Raw genomic sequence first — 21,490 nt, 5'->3', positions numbered from 1 at the left:
TCACCGCTTACTGACCCTAGTGTAAGGAACCCCGCGCATATCGAGAGGATTCCATCACCCCATGGACAGCCATTTTTCCTGGTCGACCGGCTATAATCACCCCACCGACTGGGATCAGGCCTTCGCGCCGCTGTCGCTCCCCGACATGCTGGCCGCCAGCGTCGCGCGGCGCTGCGATGCCCCGATGCTCGACTTCATGGGGCGCCAGTTCGGCTATGCCGAGGTCGCACGCGGCGCGGCGCGCGTCGCGCGCGGGCTGCAACAGCGCGGGATCGGCAAGGGCAGCCGCGTCGGCCTCTTCCTGCCCAACGTCCCCCATTATGTCGCGGCCTATTATGGCGCGCTCGCTGCCGGCGCGACGGTGGTCAATTTCTCGCCCCTCTACACCGTCGCCGAACTCGAGGCGCAGGTCGAGGATTCGGGCACCGACACGCTGTTCACGATCAGCGCCGCGGCGCTGCTGCCCACCGCGCTCGAGGTGCTCGACGGGTCGAGCCTCAAGCAGCTCGTCGTCGGATCGGTCGCCGGCGGGCTCCCCACGGCGAAGTCGGTTCTCTATCGCCTGTTCAAGCGCAGCGAGGTCGCAGCGTTGCCCGCCGACCCGCGCATCATCCGCTTCTCGGCGCTCACCGACAACGACGGCAAGCCCGATCCGGTCACGATCGACCCCGAAAAGGACATCGCGCTGATCCAATATACCGGCGGCACGACCGGGACGCCGAAAGGCGCCAAGCTGACGCACCAGAATCTTACCGCCAACGCGCGGCAGGTGAATGCCATCGACCCCGACCATGAAGCCGAGGACCGCATCCTCGGCGTCCTCCCCTTCTTCCACGTCTTCGCGAACACCTGCGTGCTCAACCGCACCGTGCTCAACGGCGGCACGATCACGATGCTGCCGCGCTTCGATGCAAAACAGGCGCTCCAGGCGATTACGCGAACGAAGACGACCGCGCTGCCCGGCGTGCCGACGATGTATCAGGCGCTGCTCGATCATCCCGACCTCGCGAGGACCGACTTCTCCAGCTTGCGCATCTGTATCTCGGGCGGCGCACCGATGCCCGCCGAGCTGCGTGAGAAATTCGTCGCCGCCACCGGCGCCGCGCTCGTCGAAGGCTATGGCCTCACCGAAAGTTCGGGCGTCGTCGCGACCAATCCCTATGAGGGGCCGGTGCGCGCCGGCACGATCGGCCAGCCGATCCCCGCAACGCAGATCCGCCTGCTCGACAAGGAAGACCCGTCAAGGGATGCGCCCGACGGCGAGCCCGGCGAGCTCGCCGTCAAGGGCCCGCAGATCATGCAGGGATACTGGAACCGCCCCGAGGCAGACAAGGACAGCTTCACCGACGATGGCTGGCTACGCACCGGCGACGTCGCCGTGGTCGAGGATGGTGGCTATATCCGCATCGTCGACCGGCTGAAGGACATGATCGCGGTCGGCGGGTTCAAGGTATACCCCAGCGTGATCGAGGCGCATCTTTATGAACATCCGGCGGTCAAGGAAGCGATCGTCCTCGGCGTCCCCGACGCCTATCGCGGCGAGGCGCCGAAGGCTTTTGTGACGCTCGAGGAGGGCTTCGACGTCAGCGGCGAAGCGCTCGCCGCGTGGCTCAACCCCAAGCTCGGCAAGCATGAGCGGGTGAACGCGGTCGAGGTGCGACTGAACCTGCCCAAGACGATGATCGGCAAGCTCGACCGCAAGGCATTGCGGGCGGAGGAGGGGAGCCGGTGAACGGCCTCTATCGCTACCCCGCCTTCGCAGGGGTGACGGTCTAAAGTTTATTACAATGACAATGAGACATTGTAACCTCTGTCATGTTATGCCATATCCAGCATCGCAATTGCCCCAATGGAGAATCGGGTGACCCATGTCGCCAGCCCTGCCCCTGCCCTGACGCGCCTCGGCGCGCTGGTAAGGGCTGCGCGCGATTCGCGGCCGCTGACCTCGCTTTCGGGCGATCAGCTGGCGATGGGCCTGTCGGGGCTCTGCCTCGTCCACTGCCTTGCAACGACCATTTTCTTCGCCTCGATCGCCTCGGTCGGCGGGGTGTTTCTCGACAATCACCTGTTCCACGAGATCGGACTGATCATCGCGATCGGCTTCGCGCTCATCACGCTGGTCTCGGGCGTGCTCAGCCACGGCTATATGATGCCCTTCGCGGTCGGCAGCTTCGGGCTCGGCATGATGGCGGGCGCGCTGTCGCGGCCGCACGACGGCAGCGAAGTGATCGCGACGATGATCGGCGTTGCGGTCGTCGCGCTGGGTCACGACCTCAACCGCCGCGCGCGGCACTGATCCCACCGCATCGGAGATGTCCGCAACTTGCGGGCGCTGCGCAAACAGCCTACATTACATCCTGGTTAGCGCGGGATTTCCCACGCCTGAGGAAACGCCAATGGGCAAGCATGATCATCCGCACGTCGAGGCCAGCGGCGCCTCGCTCGCCAGGGCGGCGCAGACCGCGCTCGAGGGCGCGGGCGAAGCCTGGACCGACATGCGCGCCGAGATTTTCGACGCGGTCGCCGAAATCGGCAAGCCGGCGAGCGCCTATGAAATCGCCGACATCGTCTCGCAGAAGCGCGGCAAGCGCGTCGCGCCGAACAGCGTCTATCGCATCCTCGACCTGTTCGTCGCGAACAACCTCGTCCGCCGCGTCGAAAGCGCCAACGCCTTCGTCGCGAACAGCCATCCGGGCTGCCTCCACGACTGCATCTTCCTGATCTGCGATACGTGCGGCAGCGCGGTGCATGTCGACGACGACAAATTGTCGACCGGCGTCCGCGCCGCCGCGAACGCAACCGGCTTCGCCGCCGAGCGCCCCGTGATCGAGGTGCGCGGCAAATGCGCCGAGTGCCAATAAGGTGAGCCGCCGCGCTCCACCGGACATTTAGAGGGTGGCTGGGGGGCTTCAGCATTGGATCGAGGAACAGCGGACGCGCCCGCCCGCGCCGACGCGTGCCTGGGCCTGGGCGCTGGCCTTCGGGATCGCAACGCTGCTCTTCGGCTTCTATCTGGGGCAGGTTTTCCCGCAAACGGGGCATGACATCGCGCCGGGCTATGGTTCGCCGGTGCTCGCGTTCGAATTCGCGGGCAGCCAGAGCGACCTCGAAGCGATCTTCGGCTTCTTCACCGACCCGCAGCAGGTGACGCGCCTCGCCGCGATGCGCGCGGGCAACGAAGGCGACTATCTCTACATGCTGCTCTACGCGGGCTTTCTAGCCAGCGGCTGCTTCGCGCTGTGGCGCGAGCTTCGGCTGCGCGCGCTCCTTGCCACCAGCTTGCTGCCCGTCGCGGCGGCGCTCTGCGACGCATGGGAGAACTGGCTGCTCCTCGACATCCAGGCGGCCTTCACGCTCGGCGACTATTCGCCCGCGATGGCGAGCCTTCCCTATCCGGTCGCCGCCAAGTTCCTGCTGCTTGCGGCGACCAACGTCATGATCGGCGCGGCGGCCACGCGCCTCGGGCGCTGGTGGGCGCTGTTCGGCACGCTCGCGATCCTCGCGGCGATCCCGACCGTCATGGCGATCATCACCCCCGCCGCCTTCGCCTGGGCCCTGATCCCCTCGGCTGCGGCCGGCTGGCTGCTGCTGCTCGCGCTCGCCGTGGCGGGGAGTTGGCGGGCGTTGGCGCACAAACGCCCTCTCGCCGACTGGAGCGAAGCCGCGCCCGCCCCCGCTACCCCCGACGCCGCCCCGCCCGCCCGGCGCGTCTTCGGCCGCCGCCGCACCTGAGCCCCTTCCCACTCCGGCGATGCGGGTCTAGGGAAGCCCGCGAATCCTGAAAAAGGGCGAAGGGCTGCACATGAACACCGTGATCATCCGCGAAGACGACCTCATCGAAACGATCGCCGACGCACTCCAGTACATCAGCTATTTCCACCCGATGGACTATATCCGCGCGCTCGGCGCCGCCTATGAACGCGAAGTGTCGCCGGCCGCGAAGGACGCGATGGCGCAGATATTGTCGAACAGCCGCATGTGCGCCGAGGGGCACCGCCCGATCTGCCAGGACACCGGCATCGTCACCGTCTTCATCAAATGGGGCATGGACTGCCGCCTCGACAGCCCGCGCAGCCTGCAGCAGGTGGTCGATGAGGGCGTGCGCAAGGCCTATCTCCACCCCGAAAACAAGCTGCGCGCCTCGATCCTCGCCGACCCCGCATTCAGCCGCGTCAATACGAAGGACAACACGCCCTCGGTGCTCAACGTCGAGATGGTCCCCGGCGCAAAAGTCCACATCGACGTCGCTGCAAAGGGCGGCGGCAGCGAGAATAAGTCGAAGTTCAAGATGATGAACCCGTCCGACAGCATCGTCGACTGGGTGCTCGAAATGGTGCCGCAGATGGGCGCCGGCTGGTGCCCGCCCGGCATGCTCGGTATCGGCATCGGCGGCACCGCCGAAAAGGCGATGCTGCTCGCCAAACAATCGCTGATGGACCCGATCGACATGACCGAGCTGCTCGCGCGCGGGCCGGCGAGCCCGACCGAGGAATTGCGCATCGAGCTCTATGAAAAGGTCAACGCGCTCGGCATCGGCGCGCAGGGCCTCGGCGGCCTCGCGACCGTGCTCGACGTCAAGATCGCCGACTGGCCGACCCACGCCGCGTCGAAGCCCGTCGCGATGATCCCGAACTGCGCCGCGACGCGCCATGCCCACGTTACGCTCGACGGCAGCGGCCCCGCCTTCCTCGAACCGCCGGTGCTCGCGGACTATCCGCAGATCGACTGGCAGCCCGACACGGCCGCAATCCGCGTCGATCTCGACAATCTCACCCCCGAAGTCGTCGCGAGCTGGAAACAGGGCGACCGGCTTTTGCTCAACGGCAAGATGCTCACCGGCCGCGACGCCGCGCACAAGCGCATCGCCGACATGCTCGCCAAGGGCGAGGAGCTGCCCGTCACCTTCCGCGACCGCGTGATCTATTATGTCGGCCCGGTCGATCCGGTCGGCGAGGAAATCGTCGGCCCCGCGGGCCCGACGACCGCGACGCGCATGGACAAATTCATGGACATGATGCTGGGTCAGGGCCTGCTCGCCTGCGTCGGCAAAGCCGAACGCGGCCCCGCCGCGACGCAATCGATCGCCAAGCACAAGAGCGCCTATCTGATGGCGGTCGGCGGCGCCGCCTATCTCGTGTCGCGCGCGATTAAAGGCAGCCAGGTCGTCGGCTTCGCCGACCTTGGCATGGAAGCGATCTACGAATTCGAGGTCAGCGATTTCCCCGTCACCGTCGCGGTCGACAGCAAAGGCCAGAACGTCCACGTCAACGCGCCGATGCTGTGGCAGAAGCGGATCAAGGACGAAGGGTTGCTGGAGAAGGCGTGAGCTTCCTCCTCCTCCGCCGTCCTCCAGAATCGTAACGGCAAGTTCCGGACACACGCTTGCGTTTCGCTGCCGATCCGGCACATTGCTTCGCATACGAAGCAGGCAGGGGACGCAGCATGGATTTCCGTAACGTCGACAAGCTGAACCGCCGCGACATGATTCGCGGCACCGCGATGCTCGGGGCGGGCGCCGCCTTCATGCAGCCCGTCCCGCTCTGGGCGCAGTCGGGGACCATGGCCGATATCCGCAAAGCCGCCGAAGCCGGCAAGGACGCCTCGATCAAGCGCATCCGCGACTGGATCGCCCTCCCCTCGATCGCCGCCGAGAACCGCAGCATGGCCGAGGGTGCGGCCTATATGGCCGAGCTCGCGAAGGACGCGGGCTTCACCAATGTCGAAATCGTGCCGACCGACGGCCACCCCGGCGTGTTCGGCACGATCGACGTCGGCGCACCGCGCACGCTCGGCATCTATTTCATGTATGACGTCAAGCAGTTCGACCCCGCCGAATGGTCGTCGCCGCCGCTCGAGGGCAAGATGGTCGAGCGCCCCGGTTTCGGGCAAGCGATCATGGGCCGCGGCGCAGTGAACCAGAAGGGGCCCGAGGCGACCTTCCTCGCCGCGCTCCACGCGATCCGCGCAGCGGGGCGCAAGCTCCCCGTCAACATCGTGCTCGTCTGCGAGGGCGAGGAAGAGATTGGCTCACCGCACTTTCGCCAGATCGCGACCAAGCCCAACATCCTCGCCGCGCTCAAGAAGTGCGAGGGCATCTTCATTCCCTTCGCCTCGCAGGGCAAAACCGGCAACGTCACGGTCAATCTGGGCTCGAAAGGCATCATCGAACTCGAACTCGTCGCGAGCGGCGAGAAATGGGGCCGCGGTCCGAAGGGCGACGTCCATTCGAGCCTCAAAGCCATGGTCGATTCGCCCGCCTGGCGGCTGGTGCAGGCGCTCCAGACGCTCGTCACCTCCGATGGCAACAAGCCCGCGATCGAGGGCTGGTACGAAAATGTCCGCCCACTCACCGAACGCGAAAAATCGCTGATCCGCGAGGCTGCAAAGGCGGGCGACGAAGCCGCGCAGAAACAGGCGCTCGGCATCACCCACTGGATCGACAATCTCTCCTACCCCGACGCACTCACCCGCCTCGCGCAGGAACCCACGGTCAATATCGAAGGACTCGTCGCGGGCTACACCGGCCCCGGCGGCAAGACCGTGCTGCCGGGCAAGGCGGTCGCGAAACTCGACCTCCGCCTCGTCCCCAACCAGACGCGCGCCGAGGCCGAGAAGAAACTCCGCGCGCATCTCGACAAGCATGGCTTCGCCGACGTCGAGGTCAATGTGTCGGGCGGTTACGACCCGACCGAGGTCGCCGAGGACAGCCGCCTCGTCCGCTCGGAGCTCGCGACCTACAAGAAGCTCGGCGTCGCGACGAGCATCAACCCGCGCATGGCGGGCAGTTGGCCCGGCGCCACCTTCACCGCGCCGCCGGTGTCGATCCCCGCGGCGCATTTCGGCATCGGCCACGGCTCGGGCGCGCACGCCCCCGACGAATATTTCCTGATCGATTCGACCAATCCCAAGGTCGCGGGGCTGGTCGACGCGACGATGGGCTTTGCCGAATTCCTCTACGTGCTGGCGGCAATCAAATAGGGATGGGCAGATGAGCGACCTCAACGGCGTCGCGCATGTCATCCTGACCGCGGGCGATTTCGCGCGATCGACCGCCTTCTGGCGCGACATGATCGGCCACCTCGAACTCAAGCTCGTACTCGACAGCGAACATATGCTCTATGGCGTCGGCGGGCGCACCGCGATCGGCATCCGCACCGGCAGTCCCGAAAACGCCGACAAGCGCTTCGATCAGGGCGCCCCGGGGTTGCACCATGCCTGTTTTCGCATGCGCGACCGCGCCGCGATCGACCGCGTCCACACCTTCCTGACGGATCGCGACGATATTCATATCGTCCACGCGCCGCAGGAGGAGCCGTGGGCGCCCGGCTATTATTCGGTGCTGTTCGAGGATCCCGACGGCATCCGCATCGAATTCAACCATGTCCCCGGCGCCGGCCTGCTGGCGGAGGGCGAGCAGATCGGCGGCGCGAACGCGTTCGACTAGAAACCGTAGACCAGCGTGAACCGCGTCTGCGTATCGACGCTTTCGATGCCCGGCGGCGGGCTGGTGTCGATCTGCGCCGAATAGGCGATGCGCGCCGACAGCGCGCCGGTCAGCTTGGCGTTGAGCGCGGTCTGCGAACTGGTCGAACCATTGGCTTCGCCGATGATCGTCGATGCGACCTGCGTCAGCCGCAGCGTCGGCGACAATTGCCAGCCGAAATCGAGCCCGGCGAGCGCGGTGAGTTCGGTGTCGTTGCCGCCATCGACGAAGTCGGTCTGGCGAAACGCCGGCCCGCCTTTCAGGCTCAGCGTCATCTTCTTGTTGTCGATCACCTTGTAGCCGAGCCCGCCCGACAGGTTCCAGCGCGTGTTATATCCCAGGATCCGGTCATGCTCCCAACGGCCGAGGCCATAGGCGAAGGTACGCTCATTGATCCGGTATTGCGGCTCGATCTCGGTCAGATAGCGTTCGACCGAGGTCTTGCCGTTCGTGCGCTGGTAATCGGCCTGCGCGCGCAGCTTGTGGAGCCAATCGATCCCCTGCCGCGCCAGCGAGAGGCCGGCGCTGAGGCCGGCCGAGTTCGTATTGCCGCTGCTGTGCGACGCGCCGATCTGCCCCTCGCCTTTCCAATTCTCCCAGAATTTGGACGCCGCCAGTTTCGCCCTGGCGGCGGCTGCCGCCTCGTCCTTCAAGCGCTGCCGTTCGGCGCGATAGGCAACGACCTGTTCCTCGATTTCCGCGGCGTCCTCCGGCGTGGTCGCCTTGGCAAGCTTCGCGACCGCCTCGACATCGGCATCCCTGCCGCTCGCCATCGCGGCGGCGAGCATGTTGCGTACCGGGTCGAAGGGGGCCTCCGGCGGATGACCGCTGCGGTAATATGCGAGCAGCGCGTCGATTTCGCCGATGTTGGACGGATGGGTCTGTCGGGCGAATCTGACCACCGCTTCGACATCGTCGTTGTTGCCGCTCGCGAAGGCGGCGTCGATCATCGCGCGCACCGCATCGGGCAGCGGCGGATCGAGCGGCACGAGCACCGTTGGAAGCGGGTTCGCCACGATCGGGTCGACAAGCAGCGGATCGACGAGGAGCGGGCCCTGCTGCGGATCGACGGTTTCCTGCGACGCCTGCGCCGCCGGAACGGCAAGCGAGAGAGGCAGGCAAAGCGCGGCCAGACGGGGGAGAGCTGTCACCGAAAACGTCCTTCTTGCGGGGGCGGAAGCCGGGTTCGTTCGATCGTTGGCGCGGGGCCGGAGCGCAAACGACGCGCTCCTATAACCCGAAAGTTTCTGGCATTTCCACCCCGCGTGCCCCATCTGCAAACCTATGCTGATTGCCATCATCGCCATCTTCTGCGCCGGAATCGGCAATTTCGCGATGCACCGCGCTTTCATGGAAAGCGACGATCCACTGATCCAGCAGATGGTGAAGCCGCTCGCGGACAGGGTCGGGCCGAACATCACCTATATTTTCGAATTCCTGCTGCTCGTCGGTGCGATGGCGATCGCGACGCGAAACTGGTTCGCGGCGTTGATGCTCTATGGCCTCTATACGATCTTCAACGCGATGGCGTTCAGCTGGATCATGCAAAGGCCGCGATAGACGGAGCGCGGCGCTTGCGCCGCTCAGCGCCGCCCCCTGCCATAATCGATCCGGATCCTGACCCAGGCGCCGACCAAGGGTCGTCCGCCAAGCCGCGGGGGCCGCACCCTGAACGCCCACGCCGCGGCGAGCACCGCGCGAGTGATCTGCGATCCGTTCGGATATTCGTCGAGCCCGACGCAGTCCTCGACGCGAAAATCGGGGGCCGTGCGGCAGGCGATCAGCCCCCAGCCAGGCCCGCTCGCGGTGGACAGATAGCCGCGCAATTCGTCATCTCTCGGCTCGCGATACCAGGCCGCGGCATAGAGCGGTTCGCCGTTGGGAGCCGTCCCCACCCGCTCCGTATCGCGAAAGGCGGAGGAGCCCCCCGTATCGGGCGGCCCATAGACCGGACGCGCGGCAGCGCGGGGAGGCGCGGGCTGTACAGGCGCGCTCGGCGTCGGAATTATCGGCGTGACCTTGGGTTCGGCGACCGGCTGGGGCTGCGGCTCCGCCGGCTCCGGCGCCGGTTCCTCGATAGCGGGCTGCTGCGACGCCGGTCGCGCCTCGGCCGGCGCGGGTTGCGGTTCGGGTGCGTCTTCCGAAATCTCGGTGGCCTCGATGCTCACCACGCTGATGCTTTCTTCCCGGACGTCGGGCGGTTCTTCGAAGCCAAAGGAGAGCAGCAGGAACAGCAGGAAGGCCGGGATCAGAACGGCCAGGCTTATGGCGAGCGCGCGATACCCCGTCCCGATGCGGAGCTGTTCGACGTAGGGAGTGGCTGGAACGGAGCTCAGCTGAAGCAATCTTTTGGTAGCGGTGCGCGCCGGTCGACAAGGCGCCGGGCTGGTTCTCGCGGGGGATAGGGCGGCGTCCGGCCTTTGACAAGCGCGAGCGTCATCCGGCAAACAAAACGGCGGCCCGATGCGATCGCTGATATCCGGTCAACAGCTCATGCGACCCCGTGATACCACCACACGCCGTCGCGATCCTCGCGCCGCACCCGGCCTTCGACCTCCAGCCGTTTCAGATGCGCGAACGCCTCGCCGGTCGCCAGCCCCTGATTATGCTCGCCGATCGGACGGTTGAACAGCAGGGGGAAACTGTCGACGACGCGCATCGGCGCCTTCGCCGCCGCTTCGGCGAGGTTGTAGAGCCGCATCCGGTGCTCGTCGCGCAGCGCCATCAGGCGGACGTGCAGTCCCTTGAAGGGCTCGCCGTGCGCGGGGCAGGTGATAACGTCGGCGGGCACGGTTGCGAGCAATTTGTCGATCGAGGCGAGCCATTCGCCGAGCGGGTCGGCGTCTGGCTCGGTGATGTTGACCGAGACGTTCGAACTGATGCGCGGCAACACCTGATCGCCCGACACCAGCACGCCCTCTTTCTCGTTCCACAGGCAGGCATGTTCGGGGCTGTGCCCCGATCCGGTGACGACCCGCCACCGGTGGGCACTCATGTCGAGCGTTTCGCCATCGGTGATCCGCACATAGGAGCGCGGCAGCGCAAAGATCATCCGCTGGAACATGTTCCAGCCCCGCGCCCGCTGCGCCTCGACGGCGGCCTCGTCCCAGCCCGCGGCGCGCGACTGCGCCAGCACCTCGTCGGGCGCGGTATCGGACGAATCGGCAATGATCGCGCGCGCGGTCAGCATCTCGCCGCGCGTCATCCACAGTTTCACGCCCTGTTTCTTCGCGATCCAGCCGGCAAGGCCGATATGGTCGGGATGCAGGTGCGTGCCGATGACGCGCGTGATGCGCCGATCCTTGAGCGCGCCGGCATAGAGCGCCTTCCACGCGTCGGAGCACATCGTCAGGCAGATGCCGGTATCGACGACGGCGATCCCGTCATGGTCGTCGAGAAGCCAGCTGTTGATATGGCCAAGCGACCCCGGCATCGGAATGCGCGCCCAGCTGATCCCGTCCGCGATGCGGATCGTCTCGCCTGCACCGGGCGCCGCCTCGCCCCACGGATAGGTTAGGCCGGCGTGGCTGGTCGCGGTGAAGCTGTCGTCCTGGGTCAGCGAGGCATCCGGCGAGCCGCTGGCCGCCGGGATATGGTCCTCGTCGCCCCCCGCCATGCCTCAGGCTTCGCTATCGGCTTCGCTGGCTTCCTCGGCGGCGCGCGCTTCGTTCGCGGCCGTGCGTTCGGCGCGCAGTTCCTCGAGCAACGCTTCGCGGTCGCCCTCGAACCGGTTGTCCTCGGGCGCCTTGATGCCGGCCTTCTTCGCCGCCTTGGCGACGAGCGCATCGAGTTCGCGCTGCGAACAGAGGCCGAGCGTCACCGGGTCCTTCGGCACGATGTTCGCGCTGTTCCAGTGGCTGCGGTCGCGGATCGCGCCGATCGTGTTGCGCGTCGTGCCGATCAGCTTGCCGATCGCGCCGTCGGACACTTCGGGATGATTCTTCAGGATCCACGCGATGCCGTCGGGCTTGTCCTGCCGCTTGCTGACGGGCGTATAGCGCGGACCGCGGGTACGGCGGATCGTGTCCTGCGCCTGCTTGCTCATCTTGAGCTTGTAATTGGGGTCCTTCTGACCCTTCTCGATTTCTTCCATCGACAGTTCGTGCGCGCGGACGGGGTCGCGGCCGGTATATTTGGTCGCGGCGGTCTCGTCGGCAATCGCCTGAACCTCGAGGATGTGGATGCCGCAATATTCGGCGATCTGGACAAAGGTCAGGCCGGTGTTGTCGACCAGCCAGGCGGCGGTCGCGTGCGGCATCAGGGGGGTGGCGTCGGCATTGGCCATGACGGAAAGTCTCCAAGCGGAAATAATAAGGGCCGCCCCTCGCAGGGCGGCCGTTCGGCGGCTGATGTAGACCTGTTTTAGGTTGCGGGCAAGGGGTGCTCGTCGGCAGCGAAGCCTGCGACCGATTCGACGAGCCAGGCGCAAACTGCCCGCACGTCGGCACAGGCCATGTTGGCCGGCGTCGCGAGCATGTGATAGCTCTCGCCTTCGATGACCGGGCCGAAGGGGTGGACGAGCAGCCCCGCCTCGATCTCGGGCCGGGCAAGGATCAGGCTGCCGATTGCGACGCCATGCCCCGCGACCGCAGCCTGCAGGGCATGATCGTCCGAACTGAAACGCGGCCCGTCGTCGACGGCCAGCCCGTCCATCCCGGCCAGCCGCGCCCATCGCCGCCAGTCGGACGCGTTGGCGGGCTGGCGCCATTCGACATGCAGCAAGGTAGCGCGCATCAGGTCTTGCGGTCCGGACACGCCCAGCTTCGGGCTGCAAAGCGGTCCGAAGCGTTCGGAAAAAAGCGGTCGGCCGACCAGCCCGTCAAAAGGACCGGAGCCATAACGAACCGCCACATCGGCCAGCCCCGCGGCCAGATCGACCGGCTCGTTGGAGGAATGCAGCCGCAGGTCGAAATCGGGAAAGCGTTCGCGAAACGAGCCGAGCGCAGGCAGGAGCCTGCGCGCGGTGAACTGGATCGTCGCGGTCAATGTCACCGCCGCCCGCCGCGGCGCTGGCACAAGATCGGCAAGCGCCCGGTCGAACATGTCGAAGCCGTCGCGCAAAATCGGATAGAGCCGCTCGCCCGCTTCGGTCAGCGCGACCTGCCGCACCTGACGAGTGAACAGCGCAAGGCCCAGCACATCCTCCAGCAGCCGTATCTGATGGCTGATCGCCGTGGGCGTCACCGCCAGCTCGTCCGCGGCCCTTCGAAAACTGAGATGGCGCGCCGCAGCTTCGAACGCGCGCAATGCGCCAAGGGGTGGGAGTTTCCGGTTTCGTGTCATAGATGAGGAAAATCGATCCATTGGCTGAGATATTCGCGCTCGACGCCTCAGTTTATAGAGGAGTATTTACATCCAGTCATCAAAACAAATGAACTGGATTATCCCATGAGCATCCCGCAAGCCTCGGCGCTTAGCATACTCCACATCGATTCCAGCGCCCGGCCGGGCCTTTCGGGTCAGGACCGGCACGGCTCGCACAGCCGGCGGCTCAGCGCGCGCTTCGTGCGCCGATGGTCGCATGCGCGGCCGCAGGATCGGATCGTCTACCGCGACGTCGGGGCCGTCCCCCCGTCGCACGTCGATGCCGAATGGATCGCCGCCGCCTTCGCCCCACCCGAAAAGCGCAGCGACGCACAGCACGCCCGGCTGGCCGAAAGCGACCGGCTGGTCGCCGAACTGATGGCGGCGGATATCGTCGTCGTCGGGGCGCCCATGTATAATTTCGGTATGCCCGCGCCGCTGAAGGCCTGGCTCGACAATATCGTACGCGTCGGCGTCACCTTCGGTTTTGACCGGAAACGCGAGGGAGAACCCTATTGGCCGATGCTTCCTTCGGGAAAACGGGCGGTCATCCTCGGCGCGCGCGGCGATTACGGATATGACCCCGGCGGGCGTCAGGCGGACGTCAATTTCGTCGAGGCAGGCCTGAAAGCGCCCCTCGCCTACATCGGGCTTCGCGACGCCAGTTCGATCGCGATCGAGTTTGACGAATTCGCCGACGAACGCCTCGCTCGATCGATCGCCGCCGCGGAAAGCGCCGTTGACGCGCTGGTGGACCGGTTAATCGGCGAGCGGGACGAGCGCTTGTCCGCCCGACCGCTCTCCGCTGCGCGGTGATTCCGCTCGGCTCCTATGGACCGCACTGCCACAGTCCGGCGAAGACGCGCTGCGCGCCATCGGCACGGTCGGCGGTCAGCGTCGCGGGACGCGGCGGCGATTCGCCCCCGCCCGCGGCCGGGCCGACGAGCGCGACGCGCAGTTCAAGTCCCTTGCCGAAGAATTTGGTGCCCTTCGCCATCGCGTCGAACCCGCCATTGGCCGAAATCGTCTCGATCGTATCGCCGACCTTCACGATCCCGCGCGACGGCTCCTGCGACGCGACGTCGCCCTGCGCAAGCAGGATCGGCTCTGCGCCCTCTTCGGCGGCGAAGCTGCACGCGAGCTCGCCCTTGAGCTTCGCGCCGCCGACATCGGCCTCGGTCAGCGCGGCGAGCTCGATCGGTGAACCGTCGCCGCCGCGCGTCGGCACGTCGGTCGGCTTGATCGCGGGCGGGGCCGTCTCGGCCGTCTTGCCATCGGGCGCGACCTCGCCGTCATAGGAGGCGGTGGCGTTTTTATCGCTTTCGGCAGGCTGCGAACAGGCCGCCAGGGCAAGCGCGAGCGCGGTGGCGGGAAGGAACAGGTTACGCATATTCATCGGGAGAGATCGTCCTTTTTGATTGCCCCCCGATTCCCTAACCGCCGAAAATGGCAAGCCGTTCCCTCGGCTCATCCCACCATGAGCACGATCTTCCCCACATGCGCGCCCGCCTGCATCCGCATATGCGCGGCGGCGGCCTCGGCGAGCGGGAAGGCCTGGTCCATCGCGGGCTTCCACCCGCCTTCGGAGAGGCGCGGCCAGAGCGTGCAGTGGATTTCGTCGGCGAGCAGCGCCTTGAACTCGGCGCTGCGCGCGCGCAGCGTCGATCCGGTCATCGTCAGCCGGCGGCGCATCACCTGCGAAATATCGATCTCGACCTTCGCGCCGCGCTGAAAGGCGATCGTCACATGGCGGCCGTCGTCGGCGAGGCATTCGATGTTGCGCGGCACATAGTCGCCGCCGACCATGTCGAGCACGACGTCGACGCCGCGGCCAGCGGTGAAGGCCTTCACCGCCTCGACATAGTCCTCGCTCGAATAATCCACCGCGAGATCGGCGCCGAGCGCGGTCGCGGCGGCGCATTTCTCCGCGCTGCCGCAGGTCACGATCACCTTGATGTCGAACAATTTGCAAAGCCCGATCGCGGTCGTCCCGATCCCGCTCGTGCCGCCGTGGACCAGCACCGTCTCGCCCTCGCGCACATAGGCGCGCTCGAACAGATTGTGCCAGACGGTGAAGATGGTTTCGGGCAGCGCGGCTGCCTCCTGCATCGAAAAACCCTTCGGCACGGGCAGGCAGCTGCCCACCGGCGCGGTGCAATATTCGGCATAGCCGCCACCCGCGACGAGCGCACACACCGCCTGACCCAAAAGCTCGGGATCGCCCCCCGGCCCGACCGCGGCGATCGTCCCCGCGATTTCCAGCCCCGGCAGGTCCGACGCACCCGGCGGCGGCGGATAGAATCCCATCCGCTGCAATACGTCGGGGCGGTTCACCCCCGCCGCGGCAACGCGGATCAACACCTCGCCCGGCCCCGGCTGCGGCACGGGCCGTACCGTCGGTCGCAAGACTTCGGGCCCGCCCGGCGCGCTGATGGCGATGGCGGTCATTTCTGCTGGCACGCTGGTCACTTCATTCCCCCACTGGTCCGTCATTCCGCACCCCTGCCCCGCCTTATTGACAGTGCGGCGACACGGGTCAACAGTCGCGCGCCGATATTGACGTTAGGGACCAGGAGGATACGCCATGGACGATGACGACCTTCCCCGCCGCCGCGACGATGTTCTGGCGGCGCTGATCAAACAGCCGCTCGACCCGCTGTCGGTCGACGAACTGGGCGAGCGCATCGAAATCCTCGAAGCCGAGATCGAACGTGTGAAGGCGCACCGTAGCGCCGCGACGAGTCAGAAAGCCGCGGCGGAGGCGCTGTTCAAAAAGGGTTAGCGCGCACGCCCGATGCACGCTCCCCTTATCCATTTGCCCTGGATCGTCTTACTCCGCCTCGGTGCTGAGCCCCAACTCAGGAATACCGATCGAGCGCCGCCCGCCGAAATCGGCGCGCACGACGATCACCCCCTGCTTTTCCATATATTCGACCAGCCGCCGGATGCGTCCGGGCGAGCGGCTGCCATAGGCGCGGCCAAGGACGTCATCGTCGGGGCAGGGTTCGCCATCCATCGCGGCGCGCGCGATCTGGAGGAAGGGGGCGAACATGTCGTGCGGCAGCCGGTCGGCGACGATCAGCGCCTCGCGCCAGCGCGGCTCGGACGGATCGAACACCCCGCCCTTGGCAAGCGCGAAGCGGCGGCGAAAGGCGGCAAGGTCGAGCGGCACCTTCTTCAGCTTCTGCATCCGGCAGCGCACCGAAAAATCCTGATAGAGGAAGGATTCGGGCTGAAAGGCGCAGTCGGGGTCGGACAACATCTCTTCGAGCGTCGCGATCACCACCGCGTCGCTCTGCTCGGCCTCCTCGACCGCCTCGAGAATATCGAGCACCGGCGGCGCATCGACATCCTCGTGCAGCCCTTCGCTCGCCGCGATCCGCTGCAGGACCTCGCTCGCCGCCACCGGTTCGGGTTCGGGCGCAAAGACGCGCGGCGCCGCGGGCGCCTCCAGCTCGGTGAACAGCATCGAGCGCATATCGTCGCCGTCCGCTTGCGGCAGCGGCATCAGGCCGTGCGTGCCGAGGCGCGTCGATGTCTGCGTCGCACCGATCCGCACCGCGATCGGCCGGCGGGAGATCGCGGGGCCGAGCCCCAGGAAATGTCCGCGTTCGAGGTCGCGGATCGCCTCGGCCTGCCGCCGCTCCATGCCGAGCAGGTCGGCGGCGCGCGCCATGTCGATGTCGAGGAAGGTGCGCCCCATCAGGAAATTGCTCGCCTCGGCGGCGACATTCTTGGCGAGCTTCGCCAACCGCTGCGTCGCGATCGCCCCGGCCAAACCACGTTTACGCCCCCGGCACATCAAATTGGTCATCGCGCCAAGGCTCGCGCGGCGCACGGTATCGGACACATCGCCCGCGACGCTCGGCGCGAACATCTGCGCCTCGTCGACCACGACCAGCGCGGGAAACCAATGCTCGCGCGGCGCATCGAACAGCGCATTGAGGAACGCCGCGGCGCAGGTCATCTGCGCCTCGATGTCGAGCGACTCCAGACTGAGAATGATCGACGCACGATGTTCGCGGATGCGCGCGCCCATCGCCGCGATCTCGCGCTCGTTATAGTCGCCGCCGTTGATCACGACATGGGTATAGGCATCGGCAAGGGTGACGAAATCGCCCTCGGGATCGATCACGATCTGCTGCACCAGCGCGGCGCTTTCCTCGAGGATACGGCGGAGGAGATGCGACTTGCCCGACCCCGAATTGCCCTGGACAAGCAGCCGCGTCGCGAGCAGTTCCTGCACGTCGATGCGCACGCCCTGCCCCGCAGTGTCGGTCCCGATGTCGATGCTGGTCTTCACGGACGCCGCCCTATCGGGGCGCTCGGGCAAAGACAACCGGGCGGGTTTCGGGTCGGCGGATTCTGTCGCGCGACCTTGCCAAGCGGCACGAACCGGCCGAAAGCGTGGCATGGATTTCGACGACCTGCTCCGCCGCTACTTCGGCACCGCCGACATCGCGGCGATCCACCCCCAAGCGCATGCTGCGGGCACCGAACGCATGCGCGTCGATTTCGGCCTCGAAACCAACCCCGGCCGCCGCTTCGCGCTGTGGGCGCTGATGTACATGCTCGGCGTCGCGCCCGACCTCGATATCGCGTTCAAGGATGAAGAGGAGCGAAACACAGCGCGCGACTTCATGGATATGGTCGACCGAGCGGGGTAAGATGACGACGGCTTTCGACCAATTGCGGCCGTATGCGCGATCTGACATACTTCGCGAAACATTGGTGGAGCGTCGCAGATGAATTTTCTCGAGCGAGCGGAATTATTTCTGGCAGGAATGTTCTTGTCGCTGGGCTTGGTTCATTTTGAAGTTGTAAATGATTTGGATCAGGCAGCTTTCTGGGTGACGGGCACAATGATCAGTTGCTGGGGAATTGGCGCGCTGCTTAAGCACCGTGAAAAGACCCTCGGCCCTTCAGTTAACTTCGACGATGCGAAGGGTCGCTGATTGTATCTGGGGCTTATGTCCACTCTCCACCCCATAGCCGCTGTTCAGCGCGGGCAAAAAATCGCTGTCCTACATTATCCTGCCAGCATAACCTCGCTGCCATCATGCCGGCGTCCATCCTTTTCCGAAATGCAACCTCGCCTTGCCGGAACCCGCCACGGGTATCATTTTACCGGAGGGGAATATGAACTTTGACAACTTCGGAATAAAATTGCGCGAGCGCGATCCCGTTCGCCAACGCCCCGTTAACCACATCACAACTCCGTCATCGTAATTTCACAAAGCCATCCGCTTTTCCCTTGCGGTGGGGCGGCGGCATCGCCACGTTGCATTTCTAAGGGGGCCGCTCTCCCCGGCCTGGTCCCCGCAAGGAGATGAAGACCATGCCGTCCTTTTCGGAAAGCCTCGAAAAGACTCTACACAATGCGTTGAAGGCCGCTTCCGAGCGCCATCACGAATATGCGACGCTCGAGCATCTGCTCTTCGCGCTGATCGACGACGATCATGCCGCCGAAGTGATGCGCGCCTGCGGCGTTGCGCTCGACGACCTGCAATCGGCGGTCGTCCATTATCTCGACACCGAACTCGACAGCCTGAAGGTCGAGGGGCACAGCGATCCGTCGCCCACGTCGGGCTTCCAGCGCGTCGTCCAGCGCGCGATCCTGCACGTCCAGTCGTCGGGCAAGGATGAAGTGACGGGCGCCAACGTCCTCGTCGCGCTCTTCTCCGAACGCGAAAGCTATGCCGTCTATTTCCTGCAGCAGCAGGATCTGACGCGCCTCGACGCGGTTTCCTATCTCAGCCACGGCGTCGGCAAGGGCGGCAAGCCCTCGCCGCAGGCCGAGCCCGAGGAAAAGGAAGAGGCAAAGGAAAAGGAGGGCGGCAAATCCAAGAAGGAAACCGCGCTCGATCAGTTCACCGTCAACCTCAACGAAAAGGCGAAGATCGGCAAGGTCGACCCGCTGATCGGCCGCAATGCCGAGGTCGATCGCACGATCCAGATCCTCTGCCGCCGGTCGAAGAACAACCCGCTCTATGTCGGCGATCCCGGCGTCGGCAAGACCGCGATAGCCGAGGGCCTCGCGCGCAAGATCATCGAGGGCGACGTGCCCGAGGTGCTGCTGCCTGCGGTCATCTATTCGCTCGACATGGGCGCGCTGCTCGCGGGAACGCGCTATCGCGGCGACTTCGAGGAACGGCTGAAACAGGTCGTGACCGAGCTCGAAGGGCTGCCGCACGCGATCCTGTTCATCGACGAAATCCACACCGTCATCGGTGCGGGCGCGACGAGCGGCGGTGCGATGGACGCATCGAACCTGCTCAAGCCCGCGCTGTCGGGCGGGGTGATCCGCTGCATCGGCTCGACGACGTACAAGGAGTTCCGCAACCATTTCGAAAAGGACCGCGCGCTGCTGCGCCGCTTCCAGAAGATCGACGTGGTCGAACCGACGCTGGAGGACACCAAGAAAATCCTCGCCGGGCTGCGCAGCGCGTTCGAGGCGCATCACCAGGTGCGCTACACCCCCGACGCGATCAATGCCGCGGTCGACCTGTCGGCGCGCTATATCAATGATCGCAAATTGCCCGACAAGGCGATCGACGTGATCGACGAGGTCGGCGCGATGCAGATGCTTGTTGCCCCGTCGAAGCGCAAGAAGACGATCACCGCCAAGGAGATCGAGGCCGTGATCGCGACGATGGCGCGCATCCCGCCCAAGTCGGTGTCGACCGACGACAAGGCGACGCTCGCCAGCCTCGAAACCGACCTGAAGCGCGTCGTCTTTGGCCAGAACACCGCGATCGAGGTGCTGTCGTCGGCGATCAAGCTGAGCCGCGCGGGCCTGCGCGATCCCGAAAAGCCGATCGGCAACTATCTGTTCAGCGGCCCGACCGGCGTCGGCAAGACCGAGGTTGCGAAGCAGCTCGCGTCGATCATGGGCATCCCGCTCCAGCGTTTCGACATGAGCGAATATATGGAACGCCACTCGGTCAGCCGCCTGATCGGTGCGCCGCCGGGCTATGTCGGTTATGATCAGGGCGGCCTGCTCACCGATGCGATCGACCAGAACCCGCATTGCGTGCTGCTGCTCGACGAGATCGAAAAGGCGCATCCCGACCTGTTCAACATCCTCTTGCAGGTGATGGACAACGGCCGCCTGACCGATCATCACGGCAAGACGGTCGACTTCCGCAACGTCATCCTGATCATGACGACCAATGCGGGCGCCAGCGACATGGCGCGCGAATCGATCGGCTTCGGCCAGTCGACGCGCGAGGATGTGCAGGAAGAGGCGGTGAAGCGCATGTTCACCCCCGAATTCCGCAACCGCCTCGATGCGATCGTCCCGTTCGGCTACCTGCCGCCCGAAGTGGTCGCGCGCGTCGTCGACAAGTTCATCCTCGAACTCGAGCTGCAGCTTGCCGACCGCAACGTCCATATCCAGCTCGACGATGCGGCGCGCGAATGGCTGACCGGCAAGGGCTATGACAAGCTGTATGGCGCGCGCCCGATGGGCCGTTTGATCCAGGAAAAGATCAAGCAGCCGCTCGCCGAGGAACTGCTCTTCGGCAAGCTCGTCCATGGCGGCGAGGTCAAGGTGAAGATGAAGACCGGCGAAGACGCCCATGTCGGCAATCCGCTCGCCTTCGAAATCACCCCCGCCGCGCCCAAGGCCGGCAAGGGCAAACCGAAGGCCGACAAGGCGAAGAAGGCGGCGGAGTAACACCTGCGGCCCCTCCCGCTTGCGGGAGGGGCTTACTCCCCTCGCAATCCGGCGCCACATCGCCTATATCATCCCCATGTACGACTATGTCTCCGTAACCACCGCCGACGCCGACTCGCCCACCCCCGTGCGCGATGGCACGATCAAGCTCCACGACGCGGCGGGCTTTGACGGTATGCGCAAGGCGGGGCGGCTGTCGGCCGAAATCCTCGACGCGCTCGTCCCCTTCGTCCAGCCGGGCGTGACCACCGCCGCGATCGACGACCTCGTCCGCACGATGATGCTCGACGGCGGCGGCATCCCCGCGACTTTGGGCTATCGCGGCTTCACGCACAGCTGCTGCACCAGCATCAACCATGTCGTCTGCCACGGCATCCCCGACGACAAGCCGCTGCGCGAGGGCGATATCGTCAACATCGACGTGACCAGCATCGTCGACGGCTGGCACGGCGACACCAGCCGCATGTATCTGGTCGGCGATGTCCCGATCAAGGCGAAGCGGCTCGTCGAAGTGACTTACGAATGCCTGATGCTCGGGATCGAGCAGGCGAAGCCCGGCAACCGCATGGGCGACGTCGCGCATGCGATCCAGACCCATGCCGAGCGCCACCGCTATTCGGTCGTCCGCGATTTCTGCGGTCACGGGCTGGGGCAGATGTTCCACGACGCCCCCGAAGTCGTCCACGCCGGCCGCCCCGGCACCGGGCCCGAGCTTCGCCCCGGCATGTTCTTCACGATCGAGCCGATGATCAACACCGGCAAATATGCCGTGAAGATGCTCAATGACGGCTGGACTGCGGTGACGCGCGATCGCTCGCTATCGGCGCAGTTCGAGCACAGCATCGGGATCACCGAGGACGGCTGCGAGATTTTCACGGCGAGCCCGACGGGTCTGAACGCCCCGCCTTGGGCCTGATCGGTATTAGTGATTCCCATTTCGCCATCCCGGACTTGATCCGGGATCCATGACTTCCAGCGCGGTACCGGCCCGCGTGGACCCCGGATCAAGTCCGGGGTGACGATGG

22 protein-coding genes are annotated in these 21,490 nt (G+C 65.8%); 14 read left to right on the top strand and 8 right to left on the bottom strand.

The annotated features are described in order from the left end of the window. The first annotated feature begins 61 nt into the window (after positions 1–61). The 7 genes from HDC29_RS02425 to HDC29_RS02395 all read left to right on the top strand — a co-directional run bounded on the left by HDC29_RS02425 (position 62) and on the right by HDC29_RS02395 (position 7,444). Entirely contained in the window at positions 62–1,732 is a 1,671-nt protein-coding gene (locus HDC29_RS02425; RefSeq protein WP_179494028.1) for an AMP-binding protein, read from the top strand. 129 nt (positions 1,733–1,861) lie between these two features. Beyond that, the gene (locus HDC29_RS02420) at positions 1,862–2,296 is read left to right on the top strand and encodes a MerC domain-containing protein (protein WP_179494026.1); all 435 of its coding nucleotides are present in this window, start codon (positions 1,862–1,864) and stop codon (positions 2,294–2,296) included. A 100-nt stretch (positions 2,297–2,396) separates the two neighbouring features. Next, positions 2,397–2,861, top strand: coding sequence for a Fur family transcriptional regulator (locus HDC29_RS02415; protein ID WP_179494024.1), 465 nt, complete (start codon positions 2,397–2,399; stop codon positions 2,859–2,861). Positions 2,862–2,895: 34 nt separating this feature from the next. Further along, entirely contained in the window at positions 2,896–3,732 is an 837-nt protein-coding gene (locus HDC29_RS02410) for a hypothetical protein (protein WP_179494022.1), read from the top strand. 70 nt (positions 3,733–3,802) lie between these two features. Then, positions 3,803–5,326 (top strand): fumarate hydratase, encoded by a 1,524-nt coding sequence (locus HDC29_RS02405; protein ID WP_179494020.1) that lies wholly within the window; start codon positions 3,803–3,805, stop codon positions 5,324–5,326. A gap of 116 nt (positions 5,327–5,442) precedes the next feature. Further along, entirely contained in the window at positions 5,443–6,978 is a 1,536-nt protein-coding gene (locus tag HDC29_RS02400; RefSeq protein WP_179494018.1) for a M20/M25/M40 family metallo-hydrolase, read from the top strand. Between the two features lie 10 nt (positions 6,979–6,988). After that, the gene (locus HDC29_RS02395; RefSeq protein WP_179494016.1) at positions 6,989–7,444 is read left to right on the top strand and encodes a VOC family protein; all 456 of its coding nucleotides are present in this window, start codon (positions 6,989–6,991) and stop codon (positions 7,442–7,444) included. On the opposite strand, the gene HDC29_RS02390 is transcribed toward HDC29_RS02395, so the two are convergent. Then, entirely contained in the window at positions 7,441–8,634 is a 1,194-nt protein-coding gene (locus tag HDC29_RS02390; RefSeq protein WP_326913754.1) for a DUF481 domain-containing protein, read from the bottom strand. The genes HDC29_RS02395 and HDC29_RS02390 overlap by 4 nt on opposite strands. Before the next feature lie 133 nt (positions 8,635–8,767). Here HDC29_RS02390 and HDC29_RS02385 point away from each other — a divergent pair, with 133 nt between their 5' ends. Next, on the top strand, positions 8,768–9,043 hold the full coding sequence (locus tag HDC29_RS02385) for a hypothetical protein (protein ID WP_179494014.1): 276 nt from the start codon (positions 8,768–8,770) through the stop codon (positions 9,041–9,043). A gap of 23 nt (positions 9,044–9,066) precedes the next feature. Here the strand turns inward: HDC29_RS02385 and HDC29_RS02380 are convergent, their stop codons facing one another. The 4 genes from HDC29_RS02380 to HDC29_RS02365 all read right to left on the bottom strand — a co-directional run bounded on the left by HDC29_RS02380 (position 9,067) and on the right by HDC29_RS02365 (position 12,766). Then, the gene (locus HDC29_RS02380; protein ID WP_179494012.1) at positions 9,067–9,828 is read right to left on the bottom strand and encodes a hypothetical protein; all 762 of its coding nucleotides are present in this window, start codon (positions 9,826–9,828) and stop codon (positions 9,067–9,069) included. A 146-nt stretch (positions 9,829–9,974) separates the two neighbouring features. Next, positions 9,975–11,099 carry an MBL fold metallo-hydrolase gene (locus HDC29_RS02375; protein ID WP_179494010.1) on the bottom strand — a complete coding sequence of 375 codons (1,125 nt, stop codon included), beginning with the start codon at positions 11,097–11,099 and terminating at the stop codon, positions 9,975–9,977. A gap of 3 nt (positions 11,100–11,102) precedes the next feature. Next, positions 11,103–11,741, bottom strand: coding sequence for a DUF1013 domain-containing protein (locus HDC29_RS02370; protein ID WP_179497153.1), 639 nt, complete (start codon positions 11,739–11,741; stop codon positions 11,103–11,105). 104 nt (positions 11,742–11,845) lie between these two features. After that, entirely contained in the window at positions 11,846–12,766 is a 921-nt protein-coding gene (locus tag HDC29_RS02365; RefSeq protein WP_257018004.1) for a LysR substrate-binding domain-containing protein, read from the bottom strand. 105 nt (positions 12,767–12,871) lie between these two features. On the opposite strand from HDC29_RS02365, the gene HDC29_RS02360 reads away from it, so the two are divergent. Beyond that, a complete protein-coding gene (locus HDC29_RS02360) occupies positions 12,872–13,603 on the top strand; it encodes an FMN-dependent NADH-azoreductase (RefSeq protein ID WP_179494007.1) in 732 nt (243 codons plus the stop codon). Positions 13,604–13,616: 13 nt separating this feature from the next. Here the strand turns inward: HDC29_RS02360 and HDC29_RS02355 are convergent, their stop codons facing one another. Beyond that, positions 13,617–14,183 carry a hypothetical protein gene (locus HDC29_RS02355; protein WP_179494004.1) on the bottom strand — a complete coding sequence of 189 codons (567 nt, stop codon included), beginning with the start codon at positions 14,181–14,183 and terminating at the stop codon, positions 13,617–13,619. A 71-nt stretch (positions 14,184–14,254) separates the two neighbouring features. Further along, the gene (locus tag HDC29_RS02350; RefSeq protein WP_179494002.1) at positions 14,255–15,280 is read right to left on the bottom strand and encodes an NAD(P)H-quinone oxidoreductase; all 1,026 of its coding nucleotides are present in this window, start codon (positions 15,278–15,280) and stop codon (positions 14,255–14,257) included. Positions 15,281–15,371: 91 nt separating this feature from the next. Here HDC29_RS02350 and HDC29_RS02345 point away from each other — a divergent pair, with 91 nt between their 5' ends. After that, complete coding sequence (locus HDC29_RS02345) at positions 15,372–15,569, top strand: DUF1192 domain-containing protein (protein ID WP_179494000.1); 198 nt, start codon at positions 15,372–15,374, stop codon at positions 15,567–15,569. A 48-nt stretch (positions 15,570–15,617) separates the two neighbouring features. On the opposite strand, the gene HDC29_RS02340 is transcribed toward HDC29_RS02345, so the two are convergent. Beyond that, positions 15,618–17,090 carry a helicase HerA domain-containing protein gene (locus HDC29_RS02340; RefSeq protein WP_179493998.1) on the bottom strand — a complete coding sequence of 491 codons (1,473 nt, stop codon included), beginning with the start codon at positions 17,088–17,090 and terminating at the stop codon, positions 15,618–15,620. A gap of 109 nt (positions 17,091–17,199) precedes the next feature. Here HDC29_RS02340 and HDC29_RS02335 point away from each other — a divergent pair, with 109 nt between their 5' ends. The 4 genes from HDC29_RS02335 to map all read left to right on the top strand — a co-directional run bounded on the left by HDC29_RS02335 (position 17,200) and on the right by map (position 21,381). Beyond that, positions 17,200–17,454 (top strand): hypothetical protein, encoded by a 255-nt coding sequence (locus tag HDC29_RS02335; protein ID WP_179493996.1) that lies wholly within the window; start codon positions 17,200–17,202, stop codon positions 17,452–17,454. Positions 17,455–17,532: 78 nt separating this feature from the next. Next, on the top strand, positions 17,533–17,742 hold the full coding sequence (locus HDC29_RS02330) for a hypothetical protein (RefSeq protein WP_179493994.1): 210 nt from the start codon (positions 17,533–17,535) through the stop codon (positions 17,740–17,742). A gap of 383 nt (positions 17,743–18,125) precedes the next feature. Further along, positions 18,126–20,465: an ATP-dependent Clp protease ATP-binding subunit ClpA gene (gene clpA, locus HDC29_RS02325; RefSeq protein WP_179493992.1), complete on the top strand. Its 2,340-nt coding sequence runs from the start codon at positions 18,126–18,128 to the stop codon at positions 20,463–20,465. A 76-nt stretch (positions 20,466–20,541) separates the two neighbouring features. Then, positions 20,542–21,381: a type I methionyl aminopeptidase gene (gene map, locus HDC29_RS02320; protein WP_179493990.1), complete on the top strand. Its 840-nt coding sequence runs from the start codon at positions 20,542–20,544 to the stop codon at positions 21,379–21,381. Positions 21,382–21,490 lie beyond the last annotated feature (109 nt).

Source organism: Sphingopyxis sp. JAI108, from assembly GCF_013410105.1.
GTDB lineage: Bacteria > Pseudomonadota > Alphaproteobacteria > Sphingomonadales > Sphingomonadaceae > Sphingopyxis > Sphingopyxis chilensis.
The sequence above is the reverse complement of the archived record's forward strand: the minus strand, read 5'-3'. Positions and strand labels throughout refer to the sequence as shown.

Excerpts from the sequence above, each read along its gene's own strand:
- HDC29_RS02425 (WP_179494028.1), top strand. The coding sequence starts at position 62 with ATGGACAGCCATTTTTCCTGGTCGACCGGCTATAATCACCCCACCGAC.
- HDC29_RS02415 (WP_179494024.1), top strand. The coding sequence starts at position 2,397 with ATGGGCAAGCATGATCATCCGCACGTCGAGGCCAGCGGCGCCTCGCTC.
- HDC29_RS02405 (WP_179494020.1), top strand. The coding sequence starts at position 3,803 with ATGAACACCGTGATCATCCGCGAAGACGACCTCATCGAAACGATCGCC.
- HDC29_RS02400 (WP_179494018.1), top strand. The coding sequence starts at position 5,443 with ATGGATTTCCGTAACGTCGACAAGCTGAACCGCCGCGACATGATTCGC.
- HDC29_RS02395 (WP_179494016.1), top strand. The coding sequence starts at position 6,989 with ATGAGCGACCTCAACGGCGTCGCGCATGTCATCCTGACCGCGGGCGAT.
- HDC29_RS02385 (WP_179494014.1), top strand. The coding sequence starts at position 8,768 with ATGCTGATTGCCATCATCGCCATCTTCTGCGCCGGAATCGGCAATTTC.
- HDC29_RS02375 (WP_179494010.1), bottom strand. The coding sequence starts at position 11,099 with ATGGCGGGGGGCGACGAGGACCATATCCCGGCGGCCAGCGGCTCGCCG.
- HDC29_RS02370 (WP_179497153.1), bottom strand. The coding sequence starts at position 11,741 with ATGCCGCACGCGACCGCCGCCTGGCTGGTCGACAACACCGGCCTGACC.
- HDC29_RS02365 (WP_257018004.1), bottom strand. The coding sequence starts at position 12,766 with ATGACACGAAACCGGAAACTCCCACCCCTTGGCGCATTGCGCGCGTTC.
- HDC29_RS02360 (WP_179494007.1), top strand. The coding sequence starts at position 12,872 with ATGAGCATCCCGCAAGCCTCGGCGCTTAGCATACTCCACATCGATTCC.
- HDC29_RS02355 (WP_179494004.1), bottom strand. The coding sequence starts at position 14,183 with ATGAATATGCGTAACCTGTTCCTTCCCGCCACCGCGCTCGCGCTTGCC.
- HDC29_RS02350 (WP_179494002.1), bottom strand. The coding sequence starts at position 15,280 with ATGACGGACCAGTGGGGGAATGAAGTGACCAGCGTGCCAGCAGAAATG.
- HDC29_RS02345 (WP_179494000.1), top strand. The coding sequence starts at position 15,372 with ATGGACGATGACGACCTTCCCCGCCGCCGCGACGATGTTCTGGCGGCG.
- HDC29_RS02335 (WP_179493996.1), top strand. The coding sequence starts at position 17,200 with ATGGATTTCGACGACCTGCTCCGCCGCTACTTCGGCACCGCCGACATC.
- HDC29_RS02330 (WP_179493994.1), top strand. The coding sequence starts at position 17,533 with ATGAATTTTCTCGAGCGAGCGGAATTATTTCTGGCAGGAATGTTCTTG.
- clpA (WP_179493992.1), top strand. The coding sequence starts at position 18,126 with ATGCCGTCCTTTTCGGAAAGCCTCGAAAAGACTCTACACAATGCGTTG.
- map (WP_179493990.1), top strand. The coding sequence starts at position 20,542 with ATGTACGACTATGTCTCCGTAACCACCGCCGACGCCGACTCGCCCACC.